This is a genomic window from bacterium, assembly GCA_040755795.1.
In the GTDB taxonomy this organism is placed as follows: domain Bacteria; phylum UBA9089; class CG2-30-40-21; order CG2-30-40-21; family SBAY01; genus JBFLXS01.
The window spans coordinates 1-22,197 of sequence record JBFLXS010000024.1 but is presented as its reverse complement, the minus strand read 5'-3'; the positions used below and the strand labels follow the sequence as shown (position 1 = coordinate 22,197).

25 protein-coding genes, 2 tRNA genes and 1 pseudogene are annotated in these 22,197 nt (G+C 38.9%); 25 read left to right on the top strand and 3 right to left on the bottom strand.

Going from position 1 to position 22,197, the window contains the following annotated elements; genetic code table 11:
• Positions 1–323 precede the first annotated feature (323 nt).
• The 15 genes from porA (at position 324) to AB1414_03245 (ending at position 9,663) form a co-directional block, all read left to right on the top strand.
• Complete coding sequence (gene porA / locus AB1414_03315; GenBank protein ID MEW6606470.1) at positions 324–1,493, top strand: pyruvate ferredoxin oxidoreductase; 1,170 nt, start codon at positions 324–326, stop codon at positions 1,491–1,493.
• A 268-nt stretch (positions 1,494–1,761) separates the two neighbouring features.
• Complete coding sequence (locus AB1414_03310; GenBank protein ID MEW6606469.1) at positions 1,762–2,697, top strand: thiamine pyrophosphate-dependent enzyme; 936 nt, start codon at positions 1,762–1,764, stop codon at positions 2,695–2,697.
• Between the two features lie 38 nt (positions 2,698–2,735).
• Positions 2,736–3,074 (top strand): MerR family transcriptional regulator, encoded by a 339-nt coding sequence (locus AB1414_03305; protein ID MEW6606468.1) that lies wholly within the window; start codon positions 2,736–2,738, stop codon positions 3,072–3,074.
• Between the two features lie 440 nt (positions 3,075–3,514).
• On the top strand, positions 3,515–3,814 hold the full coding sequence (locus tag AB1414_03300) for a hypothetical protein (protein MEW6606467.1): 300 nt from the start codon (positions 3,515–3,517) through the stop codon (positions 3,812–3,814).
• Complete coding sequence (locus AB1414_03295) at positions 3,807–4,046, top strand: type II toxin-antitoxin system HicA family toxin (protein MEW6606466.1); 240 nt, start codon at positions 3,807–3,809, stop codon at positions 4,044–4,046. The genes AB1414_03300 and AB1414_03295 overlap by 8 nt, the downstream gene beginning before the upstream one ends.
• Positions 4,047–4,206: 160 nt before the next feature.
• A tRNA-Pro gene (locus AB1414_03290) sits at positions 4,207–4,285 on the top strand.
• A 623-nt stretch (positions 4,286–4,908) separates the two neighbouring features.
• A complete protein-coding gene (locus AB1414_03285; protein MEW6606465.1) occupies positions 4,909–5,364 on the top strand; it encodes a DUF1257 domain-containing protein in 456 nt (151 codons plus the stop codon).
• Positions 5,365–5,993: 629 nt separating this feature from the next.
• On the top strand, positions 5,994–6,140 hold the full coding sequence (locus AB1414_03280; GenBank protein MEW6606464.1) for a hypothetical protein: 147 nt from the start codon (positions 5,994–5,996) through the stop codon (positions 6,138–6,140).
• A gap of 30 nt (positions 6,141–6,170) precedes the next feature.
• Positions 6,171–6,659 carry a type II toxin-antitoxin system VapC family toxin gene (locus AB1414_03275; protein ID MEW6606463.1) on the top strand — a complete coding sequence of 163 codons (489 nt, stop codon included), beginning with the start codon at positions 6,171–6,173 and terminating at the stop codon, positions 6,657–6,659.
• Complete coding sequence (locus AB1414_03270; protein MEW6606462.1) at positions 6,649–6,840, top strand: hypothetical protein; 192 nt, start codon at positions 6,649–6,651, stop codon at positions 6,838–6,840. The genes AB1414_03275 and AB1414_03270 overlap by 11 nt, the downstream gene beginning before the upstream one ends.
• Before the next feature lie 18 nt (positions 6,841–6,858).
• Positions 6,859–7,317: a hypothetical protein gene (locus AB1414_03265; protein MEW6606461.1), complete on the top strand. Its 459-nt coding sequence runs from the start codon at positions 6,859–6,861 to the stop codon at positions 7,315–7,317.
• Positions 7,314–8,066, top strand: a complete 753-nt coding sequence (locus AB1414_03260) for an SUMF1/EgtB/PvdO family nonheme iron enzyme (GenBank protein ID MEW6606460.1) — start codon at positions 7,314–7,316, stop codon at positions 8,064–8,066. Before AB1414_03265 ends, AB1414_03260 begins: the two co-directional genes overlap by 4 nt.
• 847 nt (positions 8,067–8,913) lie before the next feature.
• On the top strand, positions 8,914–9,072 hold the full coding sequence (locus AB1414_03255; GenBank protein ID MEW6606459.1) for a hypothetical protein: 159 nt from the start codon (positions 8,914–8,916) through the stop codon (positions 9,070–9,072).
• Between the two features lie 148 nt (positions 9,073–9,220).
• Positions 9,221–9,472: a type II toxin-antitoxin system RelE/ParE family toxin gene (locus tag AB1414_03250; GenBank protein ID MEW6606458.1), complete on the top strand. Its 252-nt coding sequence runs from the start codon at positions 9,221–9,223 to the stop codon at positions 9,470–9,472.
• Positions 9,469–9,663, top strand: coding sequence for a hypothetical protein (locus AB1414_03245; protein MEW6606457.1), 195 nt, complete (start codon positions 9,469–9,471; stop codon positions 9,661–9,663). The genes AB1414_03250 and AB1414_03245 overlap by 4 nt, the downstream gene beginning before the upstream one ends.
• A gap of 419 nt (positions 9,664–10,082) precedes the next feature.
• On the opposite strand, the gene AB1414_03240 is transcribed toward AB1414_03245, so the two are convergent.
• A complete protein-coding gene (locus tag AB1414_03240; GenBank protein ID MEW6606456.1) occupies positions 10,083–11,225 on the bottom strand; it encodes a CARDB domain-containing protein in 1,143 nt (380 codons plus the stop codon).
• Positions 11,226–11,632: 407 nt separating this feature from the next.
• Here AB1414_03240 and AB1414_03235 point away from each other — a divergent pair, with 407 nt between their 5' ends.
• From AB1414_03235 to AB1414_03215, 5 genes and pseudogenes are all read left to right on the top strand, one after another.
• The gene (locus AB1414_03235; protein ID MEW6606455.1) at positions 11,633–12,154 is read left to right on the top strand and encodes a hypothetical protein; all 522 of its coding nucleotides are present in this window, start codon (positions 11,633–11,635) and stop codon (positions 12,152–12,154) included.
• A 77-nt stretch (positions 12,155–12,231) separates the two neighbouring features.
• Positions 12,232–12,444 carry a DUF2997 domain-containing protein gene (locus tag AB1414_03230; protein MEW6606454.1) on the top strand — a complete coding sequence of 71 codons (213 nt, stop codon included), beginning with the start codon at positions 12,232–12,234 and terminating at the stop codon, positions 12,442–12,444.
• A 2-nt stretch (positions 12,445–12,446) separates the two neighbouring features.
• Positions 12,447–14,048 (top strand): Hsp70 family protein, encoded by a 1,602-nt coding sequence (locus tag AB1414_03225; protein ID MEW6606453.1) that lies wholly within the window; start codon positions 12,447–12,449, stop codon positions 14,046–14,048.
• Positions 14,049–14,100: 52 nt separating this feature from the next.
• Complete coding sequence (locus AB1414_03220) at positions 14,101–14,667, top strand: 4Fe-4S single cluster domain-containing protein (GenBank protein MEW6606452.1); 567 nt, start codon at positions 14,101–14,103, stop codon at positions 14,665–14,667.
• Between the two features lie 48 nt (positions 14,668–14,715).
• A pseudogene (locus tag AB1414_03215) lies at positions 14,716–14,928 on the top strand (GxxExxY protein).
• Here AB1414_03215 and mtnA read toward each other — a convergent pair.
• Positions 14,925–15,965: an S-methyl-5-thioribose-1-phosphate isomerase gene (gene mtnA / locus AB1414_03210; protein MEW6606451.1), complete on the bottom strand. Its 1,041-nt coding sequence runs from the start codon at positions 15,963–15,965 to the stop codon at positions 14,925–14,927. The pseudogene AB1414_03215 and the gene mtnA sit on opposite strands and share 4 nt — an antisense overlap.
• Before the next feature lie 111 nt (positions 15,966–16,076).
• On the opposite strand from mtnA, the gene AB1414_03205 reads away from it, so the two are divergent.
• Both AB1414_03205 and purH read left to right on the top strand, forming a co-directional pair.
• Positions 16,077–16,152: transfer RNA gene (locus AB1414_03205), tRNA-Glu, on the top strand.
• A 24-nt stretch (positions 16,153–16,176) separates the two neighbouring features.
• Positions 16,177–17,715: a bifunctional phosphoribosylaminoimidazolecarboxamide formyltransferase/IMP cyclohydrolase gene (gene purH / locus AB1414_03200; GenBank protein MEW6606450.1), complete on the top strand. Its 1,539-nt coding sequence runs from the start codon at positions 16,177–16,179 to the stop codon at positions 17,713–17,715.
• Positions 17,716–17,813: 98 nt separating this feature from the next.
• Here purH and AB1414_03195 read toward each other — a convergent pair whose 3' ends face one another.
• A complete protein-coding gene (locus AB1414_03195) occupies positions 17,814–18,143 on the bottom strand; it encodes a hypothetical protein (protein MEW6606449.1) in 330 nt (109 codons plus the stop codon).
• A 94-nt stretch (positions 18,144–18,237) separates the two neighbouring features.
• Between AB1414_03195 and AB1414_03190 the strand changes: the two genes are divergently transcribed.
• The 3 genes from AB1414_03190 (at position 18,238) to AB1414_03180 (ending at position 21,720) form a co-directional block, all read left to right on the top strand.
• Positions 18,238–19,728: a clostripain-related cysteine peptidase gene (locus tag AB1414_03190; GenBank protein MEW6606448.1), complete on the top strand. Its 1,491-nt coding sequence runs from the start codon at positions 18,238–18,240 to the stop codon at positions 19,726–19,728.
• A gap of 272 nt (positions 19,729–20,000) precedes the next feature.
• Positions 20,001–21,320, top strand: a complete 1,320-nt coding sequence (murC, locus tag AB1414_03185; protein MEW6606447.1) for a UDP-N-acetylmuramate--L-alanine ligase — start codon at positions 20,001–20,003, stop codon at positions 21,318–21,320.
• A gap of 226 nt (positions 21,321–21,546) precedes the next feature.
• Positions 21,547–21,720 (top strand): hypothetical protein, encoded by a 174-nt coding sequence (locus AB1414_03180; GenBank protein MEW6606446.1) that lies wholly within the window; start codon positions 21,547–21,549, stop codon positions 21,718–21,720.
• Positions 21,721–22,197: the final 477 nt, after the last annotated feature.

The window sequence follows — 22,197 nt, the reverse complement described above, 5'->3', positions numbered from 1 at the left end:
ATCAGGGCAAGTTTAATGTTGTTGGACTCAAGAGCTTGCACTGATGAAAATCAGGGATGTTAAGCCTATCGTCCATAAATTTTAATTTTCTTCTCTGCGTCTCTGTGTCTCTGCGGTGAACGGTTACTTCTTTGCGTTCTTTGCGGTTAAAAAAGGATAAACCACTTAATCTTAAAAAAACTTGAATATCGAGTTATAAGTATTATTCTGTGTAAACTTCCAGTTAATAACCGCTATATAAAAAAACTTCTTGCAAGATTTAAAATATTGTGCTATAATTAAACTGAAAAAACATAAAAGAGAAAAAAGGAGGAAGAAAGAAGATGCGACTAACAAAAACAGGTAACGAGGCAATGGCAGAGGCAATGCGTCAAATTAATCCAGATGTTGTCGCCGCATATCCAATTACACCCGCTACAGAAATAGTGCAGATATTTGCAAGTTTTGTTGCGGATGGTCTGGTAGATACAGAATTTATTGCGGTTGAGAGTGAACATTCAGCAATGAGTGCTTGTATTGGTGCCTGTGCCGCTGGAGCACGAACAATGACTTCCACAGCCTCACAAGGACTGGCATTAATGTGGGAAATGCTTTATATTGCCTCAGGATTAAGATTACCAATTGTTTTAGCCGAAGTAAATAGGTCACTTAGTAGCCCAATCAATATTCATTGTGACCATTCAGATACTATGGGTGCTCGGGACGCGGGTTGGATTCAAATTTTTTGTGAAAATGCTCAAGAAGCCTATGATAGTCTTATCCAGGCCGTTCGGATTGCCGAAGAATCTCTATTACCAATTATGGTAACTACTGACGGATTTATTATCAGCCACGGGATGGAAACTATGGAATTGATTGAAGATAAAGAAGTAAAAACCTTTATTGGAGAGTATGAGCCAAAATATACCGTCCTGGATATTGATAACCCGATAACTATGGGTGCGATAGACTTTACCGATTACTACTTTGAACATAAAAGACAAACCATTGAGGCGATGAGAAACTCAAAAGAAATAATTGCTAAGGTTAATCAGAAATTTGGGGCAAAATTTGGCAGACACTACGGATTCTTTGAAGAATATAAATTGGAAGATGCAGATATAGCGATTGTTGTTTTGGGTTCTACGGCAGGAACTTCAAAGGTGGTGATAGATGAATTACGCCAGAAAGGAATAAAGGCTGGTTTATTAAAACTACGCGTATTCAGACCATTTCCTGTTCAAGAAATAGCCCAGATTTTATCCAGAATACCTTGTGTGGCAGTGATGGACCGTTCCGACTCATTAAATGCCTCTGGAGGTCCTGTTTGGACTGAAATCCGCTCCGCTCTTTATGACTTCAATACTAGACCTAAAATGATTAATTACATTTATGGATTAGGTGGAAGAAACATTGGGTTAGAAATGCTCAGGTCGGTATTTGAAGACCTGAAAAATATCCTGAAGACAGATAAAATCGATAAGCAAATTCAGTATTTGGGAATGAGAAAATAGAAATCTAAAATTACCGTAACTATTTATACTCCAGTAGGGTATAAATTGTGATTATTTAAAGTAATCGGTAATCAGGTAATCAGTAATCGGTAATTTGAGATAGCAGGCTACTGCTTGCTCTTTACCGATAACCTGATAACCGATAACCTGAGTTGATAGTAACAGAAAATCACAAAATATGCCTCTCTAAAGTATAACCATCTGAAGTGAATAAGAAGACTCAAATTTATCTGAGACTGTTGACCAAATAAGAGGAGGTTTAATACAAATGGCAACTTTAAAAGAATTATCTCATAAGAAAGAACTTTTATCTGGTGGACATCGGGCGTGTGCTGGATGTACCGAACCAATAGCGGTAAGACAAATATTAATGGCAACAGACACTCCAATAGTGGTGTGTTGTCCAACCGGCTGTCTTGAGGTGACGACAACTATTTTTCCTTATACTGCCTGGCGGATGCCATGGATACATTCTGCATTTGAAAACGCGGCGGCAACCATTAGTGGAGTAGAAACAGGGTATAAAGCCCTTAAAAAAAGGGGTAAAATTGACAAAGAGATTAAATTTATAGCAATAGGTGGTGATGGTGGAACTTATGATATTGGTTTTCAAGCACTATCTGGGGCAATGGAACGAGGACATAACATGGTCTATATCTGCCTTGATAATGAGGCATATATGAATACAGGTATTCAACGCTCAAGTGCCACACCAAAAGGTGCTCATACAACAACTTCACCTGCCGGTAAAGTTATCCCGGGGAAAAAGACATTTCGTAAAGATTTAAGCGCCTGTATTGCCGCTCATAATGTTCCTTATGTAGCTCAATCTATTCCCAGTATGTGGAAAGATTTAACCAATAAGGTTCAAAAGGCATTAGCCGTGAACGGACCTGCTTTTATCAATGTTCTGGTGCCTTGTAGATTAGGTTGGGGATTTCCACCTGAAAAGGCGATTGAGATTGGTCGAGAAGCAGTTAATTCTTGCTTTTGGCCATTATATGAAGTAGAAAATGGCGAATGGAAATTAACTTATAAACCGAAAGAAAAAACCCCAGTAAAAGATTGGTTAAAATCTCAAGTAAGGTTCAAACACTTATTTAGACCGGAAAATGAATCTATACTCCAGGAGATACAGACAGAAGTTGACCATAATTGGGAAAGACTTCAAAAATTATGTGAATTTAGTGCCGGAGTTGTCTGACTGATTAGAAAGGTAAAGAACAGGGGGAGAGAATTAAAATGGAAGATGAAAAAATTAAAAATAAATTATTTTTCTCCATTGGTGAGGTAAGTCAATTAACCGATGTTAAATCTTACATTTTAAGATATTGGGAATCTGAGTTTGACTTGTTGTCACCTGAAAAAACTGAAACAGGTCAAAGAAGGTATCGAAAAAAAGACATAAACTTGATTTTAAAAATAAAGGACTTATTATATAAAGAAGGCTATACAATTGCTGGTGCTAAACGATATTTAAAAAGAAAACAATTTAAAGAAGAAGGAAAATTTATTGAAATAGAAAAAGATTATTTAAAAAAAGAACTTATGGAGATGTTAAAGATAATGGAGAAGAAGTAAGGGAACAAGTTAATAAGTTATGACCTTATTCTCCCCTCGCTTCGCTCGGGGAGAACAAGGCAATGGAGACGGATGCTCCTTCGGGGCACCGCTCGTAACCGTTCACCGCAGAGACACAGAGACGCAGAGAAGAAAATTAAAATTTATTTACGATACGCTTAACATCCCTGATTTTCATCAGTGCAAGCTCCTGAGTCCAACAACATTAAACTTGCCCTGATGAAAATCAGGGATGGATTAACAAATCTGGCTTGCCGGCTGAACATTCGGCAAGCAGGTCCTATGTATTTCAATGGCTGCACCAATAATCTTTTCTGTTATCTGATTTATTTCCATATCTTCTCTGTTCCTCTGCGTCTCTGCGGTAAATTACCACCTGAACGGTTACCACCGCTCATCGCCGCATTAGGCACTTAAATTCGAGAAGAGGAGAAAAAAGGATGAGAAATAAATACACAGCAATAATTCGTAAAAGCAAATTTGAATATGTTGCTGTATGTTTAGAATTGAATGTTTCTGCCTGTGGAGAAGATCTTGCTGATGTAGAGAAAAATCTAAGAACGGCAATAGAATTGTATGAGAAAGATATAAGAAAATATCCAAAAACAGTTGTGTCTTCTATTTCTCCTGAGGAGTTGATAGAGTTTTTGAAAGATACAGAGCCTGAATGGTATAAAGAGCCCAAGAAGGGTCTGATATTAAGACCTCTTGAGGTACATGAGGTTCCATCATATGCTTAAGATACCTGCTCTTTCCAGTAAAGAACTTGTCAGATTATTGGAAAAAGGGGGTGTAGTATTTGTCAGACAGGGACCAACAGACCATGCTATATATTCGAGGATAGTTGAAGGAAGAAGATATTCTACTCCTGTACAGATGGGTAAGAAAACTTTGGATCCAGTATACTGTAGAAGGATATTGAGGCAGTTGAAATTTACTGACAAAGAAATTGAAAAACTTTTAAGTATCTAACCCCTCGCTGCACCTGACTGCGGAGGCTGTAGGTGTGTTTGAGATAGTTTTTGGAATATGCTGGTTTTATTTTGATAATAAGGTTTAGCGGCAATTCTCCCCGCCGCCGCTGAACTCTATCATTAACTTGTCAATTTGTTTTCTTGCTCACTTTAAATCACGGGGCGTAGCGCAGCTTGGTTTAGCGCACCAGCATGGGGGGCTGGGGGTCAGCGGTTCGAATCCGCTCGCCCCGACCAGGTAATTTATCAACTTATCCGGGCTGGTAACTATTCAGCCACTGATTAACACGGATTAGCACGGATAAATATAGTCGTTATTAACGAAAATTTCTCATAGAACAGATATAGCAACAGGGTTTATAGTTTATAGTTGATAGTTTATAGTTGATAGTTTCATAGACTATCAACCATCAACTATCAACAATACTAATGTGAACTTTTGGTTAATACTTACTATAAACACGAAGTCAAGATATTTGATATGTCATTTTGCATTTTAATATTTAATTTTTGATTTTGTATTACATAATTTGTTGTGTTTGAAGTGATTTCGCACTAAGTCAGTACCATTCATTTGTGTTCTCTGACCACGCTAAACAGGTACTTAATCAGGGGCTGGTTTGGTTTAGGGGATTATGAAGTTAGTCTTTTTGCACAACCATCCTGACCTAACTTCCATACCAACTTCATAACCATAACCTTTTGCCTAATTATCCAGGGAATTTATAATCTCCATATCTTCCGTATCTCCTTATCTCCCTTCGGACATTTTTAAGGTAAGGGAAGAATGATAATCTTAAACCTACCTGCACAGGTCGAATTTTTCCCCGGAATGAGCAAAAGTGAAGGGAACATCCAAAATGCACCAAAAAGCAATTTCCTATCAGTTAAAGTGGGCAGAATTCAGGAAAAAGGAGGTAAAGAAAACTATGTCGCATTTTACTCGCATCAAAACAAAACTTGTAAAAAAAGAGCATTTACTAAAAGCCCTGCAAGACCTCGGATATCAACCCATAGAAAACAGAGTCAAGATACGGGGATACGGTGGGATGACCACAGAGGTTGACTTGATGATTCCAACAAAAAATCCCGGCTATGATATTGGATTCAAAATAAATAAAGGCGTGTTTGAGCTTGTGGCTGACTGGTATGGAATCCACGACATAAAACAAAATGAGTTTCTTAGTCAAATTCAGCAAAGATACAACTATCATACGGTAGTTGACCGAATGCAAGAACAGGGCTTTGATATCGTAGAGGAAGAAAATCAAGAGGACCAAACCATTCATCTTACTCTGCGCCGAATGGTTTTTTAGAAAATAATTTTGTAGGGCAAGGCTTTAGCCTTGCATCAAGCGAGAAGCAACCCTAAAGGGTTGCTCTACAAATTACATTAAAGGTAACCGTTCAGGTAGTCCTTTACCGCAGAGACGCAGAGAGAAAAACAGAGAGGAAAATATCTTTTTTTCCGTGTTTTTCGCGTTTTTCGGTGTTTAAAAAGGCTTAAAAACAGTTAGTCGAAAGTTCGTATTAAAAGATTAATAAACAACGAAAGACCCGAAATGCACAAAAAAAGGAAATTTCTGTCTCTGGTGAATAGATTTTAATTTTTTCTCTGCGTCTCTGTGTCTCTGCGGTGAATAGTTACGAAGGGTCAAAAATAAAAAGGGGGCGGTCTCCTGGTAAGATTAACTGACGGGCTACCGCCCCCAAGAGCAGAAAAAACATATTTAAGTATTTTACGAAAGATGAAGATGTCAAGATATCGTGTTTTTTAAAGGTATAAAGATTTAACCGCAAAGAGCGCAAAGGAAGTTTTCGCAAAGGACGCAAACGAAGGGAAATAGATCTATGGTAAGTGTTCAGGTGGTGTAACAAAAGGAGATGTGGAGATTAAGGAGATATTATTAAAAAAATTGAAATTAGTAGAAACTAATAGAAATTTATGGAAATTTGTTGTTTTCCACAATCAATTTCTACCTATTTCTATAAATTTCAATCTATTTCTATTATCTTATCTCCATATCGCCCTTATCTCCTTATCTCCTTTCTTACACTTTTGATATATAGCCTGAACGGTTACAACTTTTGACATTACTCTCTCCTGATAATGGAGGTAAAAATGAACAAAGCATCGCTTTATCTTGAAACTACAATTCCAAGTTACTACACTGCATGGGTTAGTCAAAATTTAATTGTTGCGGCACATCAGGCGATAACCCAGGAGTGGTGGCAACAAGAAGCATCAAAGTATGATATCTATATCTCACAATTTGTTCTTGATGAAGCGGCAGCAGGCGATTTCGAGGCTGCCCAAAGACGATTGACATTTCTAAATCCTTTTCCGTTGCTTGAAATCACTCCTGAAGTTGAGGCATTAGTTCAGACAATTATCAATAGCCGCCTTTTTCCTATCAAAGTCATCCAGGATATCTCTCATATTGCGATAGCATCAGTACATAAGATGGATTACTTGTTAACATGGAATTGTACGCACATTAATCATGCGACGACAAAAGAAAATGTTCGGCGTATTTGCGAAGCAGAAGGATATCTGTTTCCAATTATTTGTACGCCAGAAGAGCTTAAGGAGGATACTTATGTATATTGATCCAATTGTCGAAGAAATTCATCAGATTCGAGAGCAACATTGTCAACAGTTTCAATTTAATCTTCATCAAATTTTTGCCGATGTCAAGCAGAGAGAACAACAATCTCACCATAGATTAGTGAATTTCTCTGTAAAAAAAAGGCAGGAATCTAACAATCGCTTACAACAGATTTTGAAATGAAAAGACACGGAAACCTTTTTGAGCAGATTATATCATGGAACAACATATTGCTGGCGACAAGTCTGGCAGCCAGGAGGAAATGTCTTACGGCAGAAAGGGCTACATTTGAGTTCAATCTGGAAAAGGAGGAGGAAGACAGTGATATTCCCTTCAGCAAGAGGGCTTACTTTTCTCGGATTCCGCCTGTATCCGGGAAGTATACGGGCTGGTAAACGCTGCGGTAAACGGTTTATAGCCAGGTTAAAGCAGTTGCAACGGCAATATGCTGAGGGAGTTGTGGATTTAAAGAAGATAAAACAGGTTATAGCCTCTTATAATGGACACCTCAGTCATGCCGCAACATTAGACTTACGGACGGAGATACTTTCATCACATCCATTTGTCAGAAAACACACAAAGACACACCCCTACGCCCTCAAGAGGGGAGTGATGCACAAACATATGGATAATCACCTTACCATAGAGGTGCCTAAATGAATAGCAAGATAGACAGAATCCCTTTGTATCTAATAAACCCCAAAGATAGCACAGAGCTGGTGTTGGTTCCAGGCGGGTGGTTCTGGATGGGCGCAGGGGATGACGATAGGAAGGCTTCTGATGAGGAAAAGCCCAGGCATCTTCACTATGTTGAGCCGTTTTACATCGCTATTGCCTGCATCACCGTCCGTCAGTTCAAAAAGTTTGTGCAGGAGACAAGATATAATGCAGACAGCGACATCCTTCGACGGGCTCAGGATGACCCTGATGAGCATCCAGTCCGATATGTCAACTGGCAGGATGCAAACGCTTATTGCCAATGGGCAGGGCTCAGGCTGCCTACAGAGGCTGAATGGGAGCTTTCAGCACGAGGATATGAAGCACTTCGGTATCCCTGGGGCAATGATTGGGAAAATGGCAGAAGGGTATGTTGGGATAAACAGAGAGGTCCTACCGGGAGCACTGAGCCTGTTTTCAAGCATCCTGAGGGAGTAAGCCCATTTGGGACATTCCAGCAGAGTGGTAATCTCTGGGAGTGGTGCAAGGATACCTTGGATAGCAATGTGTACAGGAGGTATCAAAGCGGTAATTTCAAACAACCTGATAGTGGCGGGGACCGTGTTTTGCGTGGCGCGTCGTGGGGCAACAGCGACACGAAGATCTTCCGCGGTAGTTATCGCGACTACAACTACCCGTACTACCGTAACTACGACTTCGGGTTTCGTGTAGCCAGGACAGTTACCTTTTAGCTTTTTTACTTTTTTACATTTTTCCCCCTCTCAAGACTTATCCTTACCCATAACTGGAATAAAGAGAAGGCGATGGTGGCATGGTGAAGTAACGGAGGTAGGCTGTCCCCCGCTGGCGGCTAATCATGTCCCACATTTTTTACTGGGCAGCGTGAAGAGTGATAATTCACAATTGACAATTCACCATTCACCATTTTAAAGAGATTTAGGGAAGAAATTGTGAATTGTGAATGAGAAAGTTAAGGAGATTTATAAATGGCGAAAGGGGATGATATTCAGGAACGATTGAATCAACTATTGAACGTGGTCAAAGAATGTGATGAGCTTTCAAAAATCATCAGTTCCAGCATACGGACGATAGAGAAAAAATTGTGAATGGGCAATGGTGAATTGCGAATTGTGAATGAATGTAACATTAGTCCAGTAAAACTTGTGGGTAAAGATTAGGACCCTGAAAGGGTCGAATTTTAAATCATTGTTTCAAATTCAACCCTTTCAGGGTTGAGATGTGGTAGGTGTTCATTTCCGCAGGTTTCACCTGTGGTTATGTAAAATTTAAACCTTTCAGGTTTGATAAAAAATGACGAAACTATAGCCAAAAAGTATATTCAGTAAAAAGCAGATGTGATATTTGATAAATTACAAAGGTATAGATTAGAGGCAAACCGTGAATGAGAAAGCAGTTTTTTCTACATTTAACATTCACTGTCTGCCCCCAACACCCTGCTTTCCTATTTATTTAGTGCCTAAAAAATGTTATCTGCTTATTGTAGATAGGAGACGGGACAAGTCTATTTTACAACTGCTTGCTAATAATGATGATATCTTTTTGACTTTTGAGGTATGAATGAATTTTACTTATGAGTTTGCCGAAATTAACGGTAAGGTACCAATGATAGAGTTTTTGGATAGCCTATCCATCCGAGAACGTGCTAAAATATTTGCATATATTGAAAAGTTGGTAGCATTGAAGAGCAGTGGGATACAACCTAAAGAAAATTTGTAACTATTCAGCTTATTATAAACCACAGAGGCACAGAGAACACAGAGAATATAATAGAATTTACTACCAAATCCAATCTGTTCCATAATATCTGGAATCTTAAAGGATAATTTGCAAATACATACCCCTTTTCTAAATATATTCATTCTCTGTGTCCTCTGTGTCTCTGTGGCAAATCTTCATACCTCTGAATAGTTACGAAAATTTATCCAAACATCTGGAAGAAGGTATATTTGAACTCAGGGTTAATTTTGAAAATAGAATTTCGAGGAGTTTTTATTTCTATGAATATGAGAAACAGATTATTTTTACGCATGGTGTCATAAAAAAGGAACAAAAAGTCCCGCAAAGTGAGATTGAGAAAGCGAAATCTATCAGAAAATTATGGAGAGGTGCAAAATGAATATTGCAGAACAATATCTCAGGAAACAACTTTTTTCTGAAGAATTCAAGAGGTCGTTTTTAGAGGAAAAGGTTAAGTTAGATATCGAATATAAATTAGAGGAACTCAAAAGAGACATTCAGATACATAAGAACCCTGAAGAGATTATTAAGAAGGTTAACTCAATAGAACAATATGTCATATCTGTGTAAGTGCAAAGTACTACCCGCAACGGCAGAGGGGAGAAAAAGAAGGGGGATGAACAAAAATAAAACAAAAATTGGTAAGCGTTCAGGTGTAAATAAGGAGAAAAGGGGAAATGGAGAGAAAGGAGAGAGGTAGGGAAATTAGGTAGCAGAAGGTTTCATCAGTTGTCAATGACATTCTAATGCAGATGATTTTCTTACTAAAATAAGAATACTTTTCCCCCTTTTCCCTAATTTCTCCATTTCCCCTTCGTTACACCCTGAACGGTTACAAAATTGTGTGCGTCCCCATTTTCAATTTTCATTTTCCGACCCTTTTGGCGGAAAAGAAACCCTCACGGTTTGAACGACAGTCTTTTCCGCCATGTTATCTGCCGTTGCAGGCATCTTTAAAAAGTAGCCTGTCCCTTTTTCAGTATTATCTCCTACCGTCGCACTACAATTGTTTCCCTAGAGTTATCCTCGGCACTCTCGTTGGTCTCAGGAACTTCGTTAAGTGGATCTATTCTCAGTCGAAGCCGATCTCCTACTTGTACGGCGCTTCGCATTTGGAGTGAACTTCTGAATATGCTTGTTCTTCTTCTAGCATTTAACCTCGCTATCCTTCCTCCCTCAAAGCTTCTCCATCCGCCATCTCTGAAGACGCTTATTTCCCAACCAAATGGACCTGCATCTCCAACGCCTGTGTTAGATATCATACACTGTAATGCATACGAGTGGTTATTCAAATCACATGTAAAGGCAATTATCCTCAAATCAGCCAGCGAACTTGCCTCCACCACATTGTTATTTTCATCCATTTCAGCAATCTGATTTCTTGGGTCAACAACTACTCGCACTTTTGTACTGCCTGAAGGGCATTGCCCCAATAAAGTTCCTAACCTTAACTTTGTAGACTCTCCAGCAAGTAAAGTCCGTTTACCCAGTCCCATTGATAACCACTCAGGTGAAGGCACCCATCTTCCTTCTACAAAACATTCTCTAACTACCTCAATATCAACTCTCGCCGGAGTTGGCGCCCTTCCAATATTCTGAATTGTTAATACTTTATCAACTAAATCTCCTACTATTCTCAGGTCTGGTTTCTCTGCAGAAGGAACCGGAGCCGGTCGAGGAGTAGGAACAGTCTCTACCCAACGTCCCCTACCTTCAACAGTCATCCACCATCCTTCCCTTCCTCTTCCACGTTTTAAGCACACATCCCTAAACTTTCCACCCGGTATTTCTATATCGAAGCATATCCTTGCTGGAGGAGAAGTGGGAACAGTATATCTATATACATCAACTATATGCTCTCCTGGATTAAATGGGCCTGACACTATTATTACTGGAGGTGGAGGACCCACATATCGAGGGGATGTTTGTCTTACGACCACTCCCATATTATTCACTATTGGTTCCCCTGTTACAGCAAACTTTATACTAATTCTTATGTTGTCTCCAACCGGTGCCCTCTCTGGCGTAAAATAAACGCCTATACCCCTCACTCTTCCTTCTGCGTAACATAAAGAAAATGTTACAGCTACAAAGATGCTTACCAATACACCCATAATAGATAATTTTTTCATTTTCTTTTCCTCCTTTCTGCCCGCAATGAGCAGATAACTTTATGCTAAAGCTCCTGCTTCTAAAACCATCACCTCCCTTTCAGCATAATTTGGAGCCTAACCTAAATTATAACGGAACTTCCCCCAGAAAATACACAAAAAAGCTCCATTAACATATTGATAATTAAGAAGATATGTTAATTAGGCTTTTTTAATTTTCGTAGATACACTATGGACGGGCGATTTTATTACTAAATATCATATCAAAAGAGTATTACTTTTGTCAAGTATTATTTTTACTAAAATTGTAAATATTCGTAGGTACATTTTTTAAACATATTTTAGTCGTATCCCATTGATATACATAGACTTAAGTCTATTTTTTAGGTAATTTTTAGGGGGAAGTTCCGATAAAAGCAAACACACTTTTGGAAGATTTCAGACCTATGTGTACCGCAGGATTAAAAGCACCTCCAGATGATAAGGAGCTTTCTTTATGGGCAAATGATTCCGGGGATTTCAAAAAGAGAAGTGCCGCCATAATATATCTTGCAGAAAAAGAATCGCCCTCTCTTAAGGATGCGGCAAATAAGGCATCTAAAGACCCTTACTGGCAGGTTCGCATGGCTTCAGTCCTGGCAGAAAATATTAAACCTGGCACTTTGACTGCAGAAAGCAGGGCAGGACTTGAAAAAGACCATGTCTATTATGTAAAGGTAGGTGTTTCAGGTGTCCTAAGTCATCATAGCCGGCTGGAGGATATGTCTGTCCGAGAGATAGAGTTTCTGCATAGGAAGGGAATCACCTCAAGCATTGATAAAAGACCAGAGAATCCGGATGATTTTTTCAGTCTGATAAGAGGATTTATTTCATCTTCCCAGCAGGAATATCTCCTTCTCCTTGCCGAGTATTTTATCACTGATGTGTATGTGGGAATGGTTGATGGTTGATAGTTGATGGTTGATAGTTTCATAGACTATCAACTATAAACTATCAACAATACTAATGTTAATCAGGAGGGATAAATATGGAAATAGAAGAGCTTGAAATTTTTATAAGACCTGATGGGGAGGTAATCTTTGAGGTGCGTGGGATAAAAGGGAAGAGATGTTGTAAGATTACTGAGGAAATTGAGCGTGAGATGGGGAGCGAAATTATAGAAAGGAAAGAAACAGCAGAGATGCATGAAGAGCCGGTTTCCGAAGAATTAGAACATAAACTCTCAGATAGGGGGGTATAATAATGTCGGCACTTTACGGTAAAATGGCAATTGATTTTGGGACATCAAACACGGTAGTTGCCTTCTGGAACGAGGCGGAAAGAGATGTGGTTCTCCAGCATATTCCCGAAGCATCATTGCCGTTTTGTTTCAGTCTCGAAGGAAGGGATTCTGAAATCCCTTATGTCCCTTCAGTTATCTGCTATCAGGATAAAAATACCAGATTTATAGGGAATCGGGTAATAGAGAAGTCTCTGGAAAGAAGTCAGGGGACATTCCGCTGGATGAAAGCATATATTCAAGAGAAGAAAATGATGAGATACAACCTTTCTGACGGAACTTCTGTGGATTATTTTACAGCGGCACAGGATTTTTTAGATTACCTCATTCTTTATGCGGTCCAGTCAAGCCATGTGGACATTTCTTCCTGTGAGATACCATTTACAGTGCCAATTGAGCATTTTGAATATTATACCAACTGGCTTTCCGATGCCTGCCAGAAGATAGGAATAAAGAGGTATAGATTCATAGACGAGGCAACCTCAACAATATTTGGTTACGATGCTAATTTAAAAGCAGGAGATATCTTTTTTATATTTGATTTTGGAGGAGGCACCCTTGATTGCTCAATAGTGAAGATGGAAGATAGAGTGGAAGGAGGACGCGGGTGCAGGGTCATCGGAAAGGCAGGATGTTACATAGGAGGACGCACCATAGACGGTTGGCTATATAAAGATTTGCTCAAGAAGGCTAAAATAGATTATCTTGGCGCAAAAAAGGCAAGCTGGAATATTATGTTTAAAGTCGAAAAGATAAAAGAATGGCTGAGCACTAATGCAACTTCTTCATACAATATCGAACACGGAGGGGTTACCCTTAAAGGCGAGTATCACCTGGAGGAGTTTGAGAGGCTTCTTGAAGAGAATGGGTTTTACGCTGATATAGAGAAGACAATTAAGAAGGCAGTAGAGAGGGCAAGGGATAACGGGATTACCCCAGATGATGTCAAACAAGTCTTGCTTGTTGGGGGTTCCAGCCTCATCCCAAGTGTGAAGAGAAAGGTTTCCGAGACCTTTGGCAATAGACTGCGAGCATACAGGCCTTATGATGCAGTTGCAAGGGGGGCCTGCATCTATCTTACTGAAGGGGCAGAATCCCTTTATGACTATATTCAGCATGACTATGCCATAAGAAGTGTTGACCCCGCTACCAGAAAAGCCATATTTATTCCCCTCATCTCTGCAGGCACGCATTACCCTACTAAACCAGACTTTAAAAAGATACCACTGGAGGGTATTAAAGAGAATCAGAGGTTTTTTGGAATAGATATCTATGAGCTTTCCGATAAGGATATCAATGCTACAGGCAGGGGAGGACTTGTGCAAAACCACAATGGCGAATGGGTCTTTGAATATGACTCTGTTAGAAGGGAAAGCGGGGTAGAGTTCTGGATGAATGAGAAGAAGCCTACATTCATCGAGGCAACCCCACCTGCTAACAAAGGGGAGAAAAGATTTTCTGTAACATTTATGGTAGATAGCAATAAGATGCTTCTTGTAACAGTCTATGATGAAAAGACAAAAAAACCCCTTTATGACCGTTATCCGGTGGTAAAACTCAAATGAAAAGTGTCACACTGAATCTGTCGAACTGGAGTTTGTCGAGGAGGAGTTTATAGTGAATAAAGATATTACTATTAGAATTCATAGTCGTCTGGCTAAAAGTTACGCCAATGGTCCTGGGTGTAGGGCTGTCATCTGGTTTCAGGGATGTCCCTTTCGCTGTAGAGATTGCTATAACCAGAATATCCAACCTTTCGACGGCGGAATCGAAATAAGTGTAACTGAACTTCTTAGATGGCTTGAATCAATTAAAGACATATCAGGACTTACTCTAAGCGGTGGTGAGCCAACAGAACAGATGACCGGACTGCTCGTCTTTCTCTATGAAATAAGAAAGACGACTAATCTCTCTATATTGATATTTTCTGGACGCACCCTGGAGCAAGTTTTATCAATGCCGGGTGGCAAGGAGATGCTCTCACTTGCAGATGTCCTTATTGACGCTCTTTATGAGCCCCAATTATCTAATCCCGCCGGCATCTGGCCATCGTCTTCAAATCAAACGATTCACTTCCTGACGGGGCGTTACTCGGAAGAAGACTTTCAGGGACTGCCGGAATGCGAGGCTATTATTGACAAAAATGGCGATGTCATAATTACTGGGAATTTCGGGGACACATAGTATCTTCCATGTAACTATTCACCGCAGAGACGCAGAGGAACAGAGAAAAAAGGATTTAAATTAGATTGTGGATACCGGATAGATCTTTTAGTTGAAGAAGAAGTTATCGTAGAATTAAAAGCAGTCGAGCAACTACTTCCGATTCACGAAGCTCAACTTTTAACCTATCTAAAAATGATGAATAAAAGGATAGGTTTATTGATCAATTTTAATGTTTCTGTTCTAAGAGATGGAATTAAGTGTATAGCCAATAGATTTTAATTTTTTCTGTGTGTCTGTGCGTCTCTGCGGTGAATAGTTACGTTTAAAGTTTGAATAAAGGGTTGGTAGGCAATACCTTTTTCCGTAATAATTGCTTTAATAAATTTATTCGGGGTAACATCAAATGCGGGTGAATAAACATTTATTCCCTCAGGTGCAGTTCTTTTACCAAATCCATAAGTAATTTCGTCTGCTTCTCTTTCTTCTATGGGAATTTGTGAGCCATCTTCTAATGACAAGTCAATTGTAGATGTAGGCGCAACAACATAAAAAGGAATATTATGTTCTCGGGCTAATACCGCCACGCCATAGGTACCAATTTTATTAGCTGTATCGCCATTTTGGACGATTCTATCCGCACCAACGATAACGAGATTGATTTTCCCTTGTTTCATTACCATTGCGGCCATATTATCACAGATTAATGTTACATCAATTCCTGCTTGCATTAATTCCCATGTAGTTAATCGTGCACCTTGTAATAAAGGTCTTGTTTCATCTGCAAACACCTTGATTTTCTTACCTTGTTTTTGGGCAGTGTATATAGCCGCAAGTGCCGTTCCTATGCCACCGGTGGCTAATGCCCCAGCATTACAATGAGTAAGAATCGTATCACCATTTTTTATTAATGAGGCACCATATTCACCCATCTGGCGGCATTTCTCTCTATCATCCTTATGAATTGATTTAGCCTCTTTTAATAACGCCTCTTTTAATTCTGAGCCTTTATGATTTTTCGCACATTTCGCCATCCTTTGTAATGCCCAGAATAAATTAACTGCCGTTGGTCGAGTGCTCTCCAGAAGTTTAATCGTCTGTTCTATTCTATCTACACCCAGGACAACGCCATAAGCCGCGGCAACACCAATAACTGGTGCTCCTCGGACCCGTAATTTTTTTATTGCCTCGGCGACTTCATCCACAGTGGTACATTCTAAATAAACCAGTTGCTCTGGCAATTTCGTCTGGTCTATAATCTTTAATTTATCATCTTCCCATTTAATCGTTTCAACTATCATAACCACAAATATTAACATAAAAATTGGGATTTGTCAATTTTTTTTATTATGAAATAAACATTTTACTTGCAAATTTTTAATTTATATGTTATTATTAATCAGATGACTAAATAGTTACATTAAATCAATGTCCCCATCGACTAGAGGCCCAGGTCACCACCCTTTCAAGGTGGCAGCGGGGGTTCGAATCCCCCTGGGGACGCCAGTTTTATCTTAAGGTAAAAATGAAATGATTAAGGTTAAACGAGCATTAATTAGTGTTGCAGATAAACAAGGATTACTTAATCTGGCAAATTACCTGGTCCAGATAAATGTTGAGATTATTTCTACAGGTGGCACTTCTAAAACCCTGCAAGAGGCAGGAATACCTGTTATTCCTGTTTCAGCAATAACTAATTTCCCGGAGATGTTAGATGGAAGGATAAAAACATTACATCCTAATATCCATGCAGGAATTTTAGCTCAACGCACATCAGAACATCTTAAACAACTTGAAGAACATAATATTACACCAATCGACTTAGTTATTATTAATCTTTATCCCTTTGCCAAAACCATTGCTAAACCCGATGGGACATTAGAAGAAGCCATTGAAAATATTGATATTGGCGGTCCAACGATGATTCGTGCCGCGGCTAAAAATTATAATTATGTCGGCGTAATCACCTCTCCTGAAAGATATGAAGCTGTCCTTATGGAACTCAAGAAAAATGATGGTTGTTTATCATTAGAATTAAGTTATAAATTAGCCTGTGAGGCATTTGCTCACACCGCTCAATATGATGCCATTATTCATCAATATTTAGAAAAAGATTTATTCCCGCAAACCTTAAATTTAACTTATCAAAAGGCACAATCCTTAAGATATGGTGAAAATCCTCATCAGCAAGCCGCATTCTATAGAAATCCACAAAACACTATCCCGGGAGTCAGTAATGCAAAACAACTGCACGGCAAAGAACTCTCTTACAATAATCTTTTAGACCTTGATTCGGCATTAGAATTGGTCAAGGAATTTGAAGAAGATTTTGCCTGTGTTATCGTCAAACATAATAATCCTTGTGGAGTAGCGGTAACAGATAATCAACTCACGGCATATCAACTTGCTTATGAAACAGATTCAACATCTGCTTTTGGGGGAATAATTAGTTTTAATCAGGATGTAGAAAAAGATACCGCAGAAGAATTGGTTAAAACATTTATTGAGGCAATTATTGCCCCTGGATTTACGAAAGAGGCACTTGAAGTCCTTAAAACAAAAAAGGACTTGAGGCTTTTGGAAGTAACTCCCTGGCAAAGAAATCCCTCGTATCCACTTCACTTAAGAAGCGTTGTTGGTGGATTACTTATCCAGGAGTCTGATGTCCACAAAATCACAGCTCAAGACTTTAAAGTAGTCAGTAGACGACAACCTACACCACAAGAAATAAAGGCAATGCTTTTTGGTTGGAAGGTAGTAAAGCATATCAAATCTAATGCTATCGTTTTATGCAAAGGAGATAGAACTCTGAGTATAGGTGCAGGTCAAATGTCAAGAGTAGATTCGGTGAAAATTGCTATTAATAAAGCAGGAAGTGACGCCTTTGGAAGTATTATGGCTTCAGATGCCTTTTTTCCTTTTAGAGATGGAATTGACCTGGCTGATAGAGCGGGTGTTAGAGCCGTAATTCAACCCGGCGGCTCCATTAGAGACGAAGAAATAATCAAGGCAATAGATGAATATGGTATGGCAATGGTATTTACTGGGGTGAGACATTTTAGACATTAGATTATTTGTAAGCGTTCAGGTGTCCATAAGGAGAAAAGGGGAAATGGAGAGAAAGGAGAGGGGTAGGGAAATTAGGTAGCAGAAGGTTTCATCAGTTGTCAATGACATTCTAAATAATATGATTTTCTTACTAAAATAAGAATACTTTTTCCCCTTTTCCCTAATTTCTCCATTTCCCCTTCGTTACACCCTGAACGGTTACGATTATTTGTTTCTTCATCCCCTTTATTTCCCTTTTCTGATTTTAGGAGTAAAGGGTTGTGCAAAATAGGGTGATTCGTCATTGCGAACGAGAGTGAAGCAATCTCAATCCCTTGCAAATAAAGGAATTGCTTCGTCGTCTTGATCCTCACAATGACAGTTTCCGGGCATTTTGCAGAAGTCTTTTTAGCAGTAAGCAAAAGAGGTGATAAAAAAAGTATTTTCAATAGGACTTCACGAAATTAAAAGCAAGTAACTGGTAAATGGCAACTAATTACCATTCACCAATTACCAATTACCAATTAAAAGGAGGATAAAAAAATGTTAAAAAGAATAAGTATCTTTTTAGGAGTAGTGATTTTAAGTGGGTTTATTGGGATAGCAAATTTAGAGGCACAAGATTATGGAATTGATATCTCCACAAATCAATCGGGTTATACCCCAGGGGATACCTTGATAGAAACTGCCCATCTCTGGAACTCAACTTTAGAAGATAAAGTGGTAGATATAAAAAATTGGGTTAGTTGTCCTTCACCAATGGGATTAATCTCAATTCATAACATTCCGGGGTTTTCATTACCCGCTGGGTTTGATTTCACCGGGGATGTATTTTCCTATGTATTTGCAGGCTCTGAGCCAGAAGGAACATACAGTCTGGGAGCAAGATTAATTCATTCTGTTACTGGTGATATTTTAAGTCAGGATTTTGTCCCGGTTAGCTTCGGCCCTGTTGCTATGAAGGAATGGACATATCTGGTTTATATTGCGGCGGATAATAATTTAGAGGATGCAGGGATTGATGATTTTCTTGAAATGGCAACAGTTGGCTCAAGTGATGATGTAAATATAGTTGTTCAGTTTGACCGTATTTCCGGGTATGATACAAGTTATGAAGATTGGAAAACTACAAAGAGATTTTTAATTACGCCGGGTATGACGCCGACACCAGCAAATGCTTTAATGGATATAGGTGAGGCAAATATGGGCGATATGCAGGTATTAAAAGACTTTGTGGAATGGGGAATAACCAATTATCCTGCAAATAAATATGCCCTTGTGCTCTGGAATCACGGCAGTGGCATATTGCCAAAATTGGGAGAACAAGCAGTCAGAGGTGTATGCTGGGATGATACAAATGGTGGTTATTTAACGATGGATGAGGTAGAAACAGCACTCTCTGGCAAAATGATGAATTTCTTAGGTTATGATGCGTGTCTGATGGCGATGATTGAGGTTGCTTATGAACCTAAAGTCTCATCAGAGGTAATGGTTGGTTCAGAAGAAACCGAGCCATGGGATGGTTGGCCATATGACCCAATTCTGGCACAACTGACTGCTAATCCAGGTATGGATGCCGCTATGTTAGGTTCAATTACGGTAAGAGAGTATATTAATTCTTATCCGGCGGATCCTTATGTAACATTATCTGCGGTCAATACTACAGCCGCTCTGGATAATTTAGCCACTGCGGTAAGTAACCTGGCGGATGCAATGGTTGCCTGCGGAGAATGGACTAACATTAAAGCCGCTCGCTCAGCCGCAGAAGATTTTGGAACTGGCGTTGACCTCTATGATTTTGCCGAAGAGATTTACTATCAAGTTACAGACCCTACGGTTCAAAGTGCCGCAATAGCGGTAGGAAGTGCGATTAATAATGCGGTCATTGCCGAAGCACATCACTCAGGTCATCCAGGGGCCCATGGGCTGGTTATATATTTTCCAACCAGTGGTCCTTCTGCAAGTTATCTTTCGACTAACTTTGCAAATAATACAACCTGGGATGAATTTTTAGCTGAATACGCCACCCATTAATCAATACAAAGTAAAAATGTGTGTAAGGAAGGAGAACTGGAGAAGATAGAGAAATGGAGATTTAAAAAAGAGGAGTTAATTCTTCTCCAATTCTCTCCTTTCTCCATCTCCTTTCTTACACTTAAGAAAGACTTCTGTAAAATCCTATTTTTCCCCTCCCTGAGATATATCTATAGGACTTCACGAAATTAAAAGTAAGTAATCGGTTAATTGGTAACTAATTACCATTCACCAGTTACCATTTACCAAACTTAAGGAGTAAAAAATAAATTATGAGGTATCATTTTGTCGGTATTGCTGGAAGTGGAATGAGTGCCTTAGCCCAAATACTTTCTGATGCTAATGTCTCAGGCTCGGATAGATATTATGATTTGGGCATTAATACTGAACTTTTTGATAAATTTAAAACTGCAGGAATCTCCATGTTTAAACAAGATGGCTCTGGAATTGAAGAAGATGTTAATAAAGTCATTGTCTCTACTGCTATTGAAGATGACAATCCTGATATTAAAAAAGCCAGAGAGAAAAATATACCTGTTGTGAGACGAGCAGAACTATTAGCTGAGATTTTCAATGCCAGTAAGGTAGGAATTGGAGTTACCGGCACAAGCGGGAAAACAACTACCACAGCAATGATTGGCGTTATCCTGCATCAACTTGGTTTAGCACCAACGATTATCAACGGCGGGATAATGAAAGATTTTAACAATAATTGTTTGAAAGGTAATTCAGAATTAATGATCATCGAGGCAGATGAAAGCGACGGTTCTTGTGAGTTATATAAACCAACTATTGGCGTGGTGACAAATATTCACCTGGACCATAAACCCTTAGATGAACTTGAAGTTATTTTCTCCAAATTTGCCACAAATGTCAAAGAAACACTTATCTTAAATGCAGATTGTCATCCAGATTTAAAATCAAAAACGAGTTTTGGCATTGAAAAAAAGGCAACCATTCATCCAACAAAATTAAAATTATACCCACAAAAATCTCATTTCTCCCTTGAAAATACCCAATATATCCTTCCCTTACCGGGAATTCATAATGTTTATAATGCTTTAGCGGCTATTGCCGTGGTTAAGACTTTAGGTTTTAGCGACAAAGAAATAAGTGAAGCGTTGGGTAAGTTTAAAGGGATAAAAAGGCGACTTGAGATAGTTGGCAAAAAAAAAGGAATTACGGTCATAGATGATTATGCCCATAATCCGGACAAGATTAAAGCCACACTTATTACCCTTAAAGGACAATTCCCAAAAGTTATCGTTATCTTCCAACCCCATGGTTTTGGTCCAACTCGATTATTAAAACAAGGATTTATCCAGATATTTAAAGAAGAATTAAGACCAGAGGATATTTTATATATGCCAGAGATTTACTATGTCGGCGGCACAGCGACAAAGGATATTTCTTCAAATGACATTATTACCGCTTTGCAAAAAGAGGGATTACAGGCAATCTATTGCCCGGAGCGAAGAAAGATAATTCCTCAGGTTATTGAAAAGGTTTCGTCTGGCGAGGCAGTAATCATTATGGGGGCACGGGATGATACCTTATCTAAATTTTGCCTGGATATTTTAGCGAAATTATAGCAGTTATAGTGGTTATTAGTCAAAAGCTCTATGAGAACTTTTTGTTAATCCTGAAATCGGCAAGTAGGCTAACCAGAATAGCGTTAATCCCTTGATATATCAGTAGTTAATCTGTTAAAAAATCTGTAGATTTTTTAACAGAAATGATTGACATTGGTCTCCTCTTATGCTATACTTTATGTAAGTAATTCATATTACTAAAGTTAACATAAAAAGGAGACCAATTATGATTACTTCTTTAACCCCTCAAATAGATACCCGTCCTCGTCAACAACGACGACCAGAAATTATCGCTCTGGAGAAAAGAAAACGAAAATTGGCTCGCAAACTCAGACATGTTAATCTCCCGGTTGAATTCGATAATGATACACTCACCCAATTTGGTAACTTCCATACATAGAGACCTTTAAACAATCTATTGATACACAGGTATCATTAAAAACAACTTCACGCTTTCTAAACCCATTAACAGCCTTTATTCTGCACCTCAAACATTGTAACCGTTCAGGTTGTAATTTACCGCAGAGACGCAGAGGAACAGAGAAGATATGGGAATAAATCAGATAACAGAAAAGATTATTGGGGTAATTATGAAATACATAGGACATCAAAACCAAATTTGTTAATCAATCATGATATGTTTGTCCTCAAAAGTTTACACTGATGAAAATCCGTAATGGAATCCTGCGTCTGGTAAATAGTTTTTAATTTTCTTCTCTGCGTCTCTGTGTCTCTGCGGTGAACGGTTACCAAACATTAGAACATCTGATTGACTCTTGCTGTCTGGGTTTGTCCCGTTTTGACCATACAGAATCATTACGCTTTGATCCAGGTTACCTTGACCTGAAACAAATCCCTTCTTTCCCTTCAGAAAAAG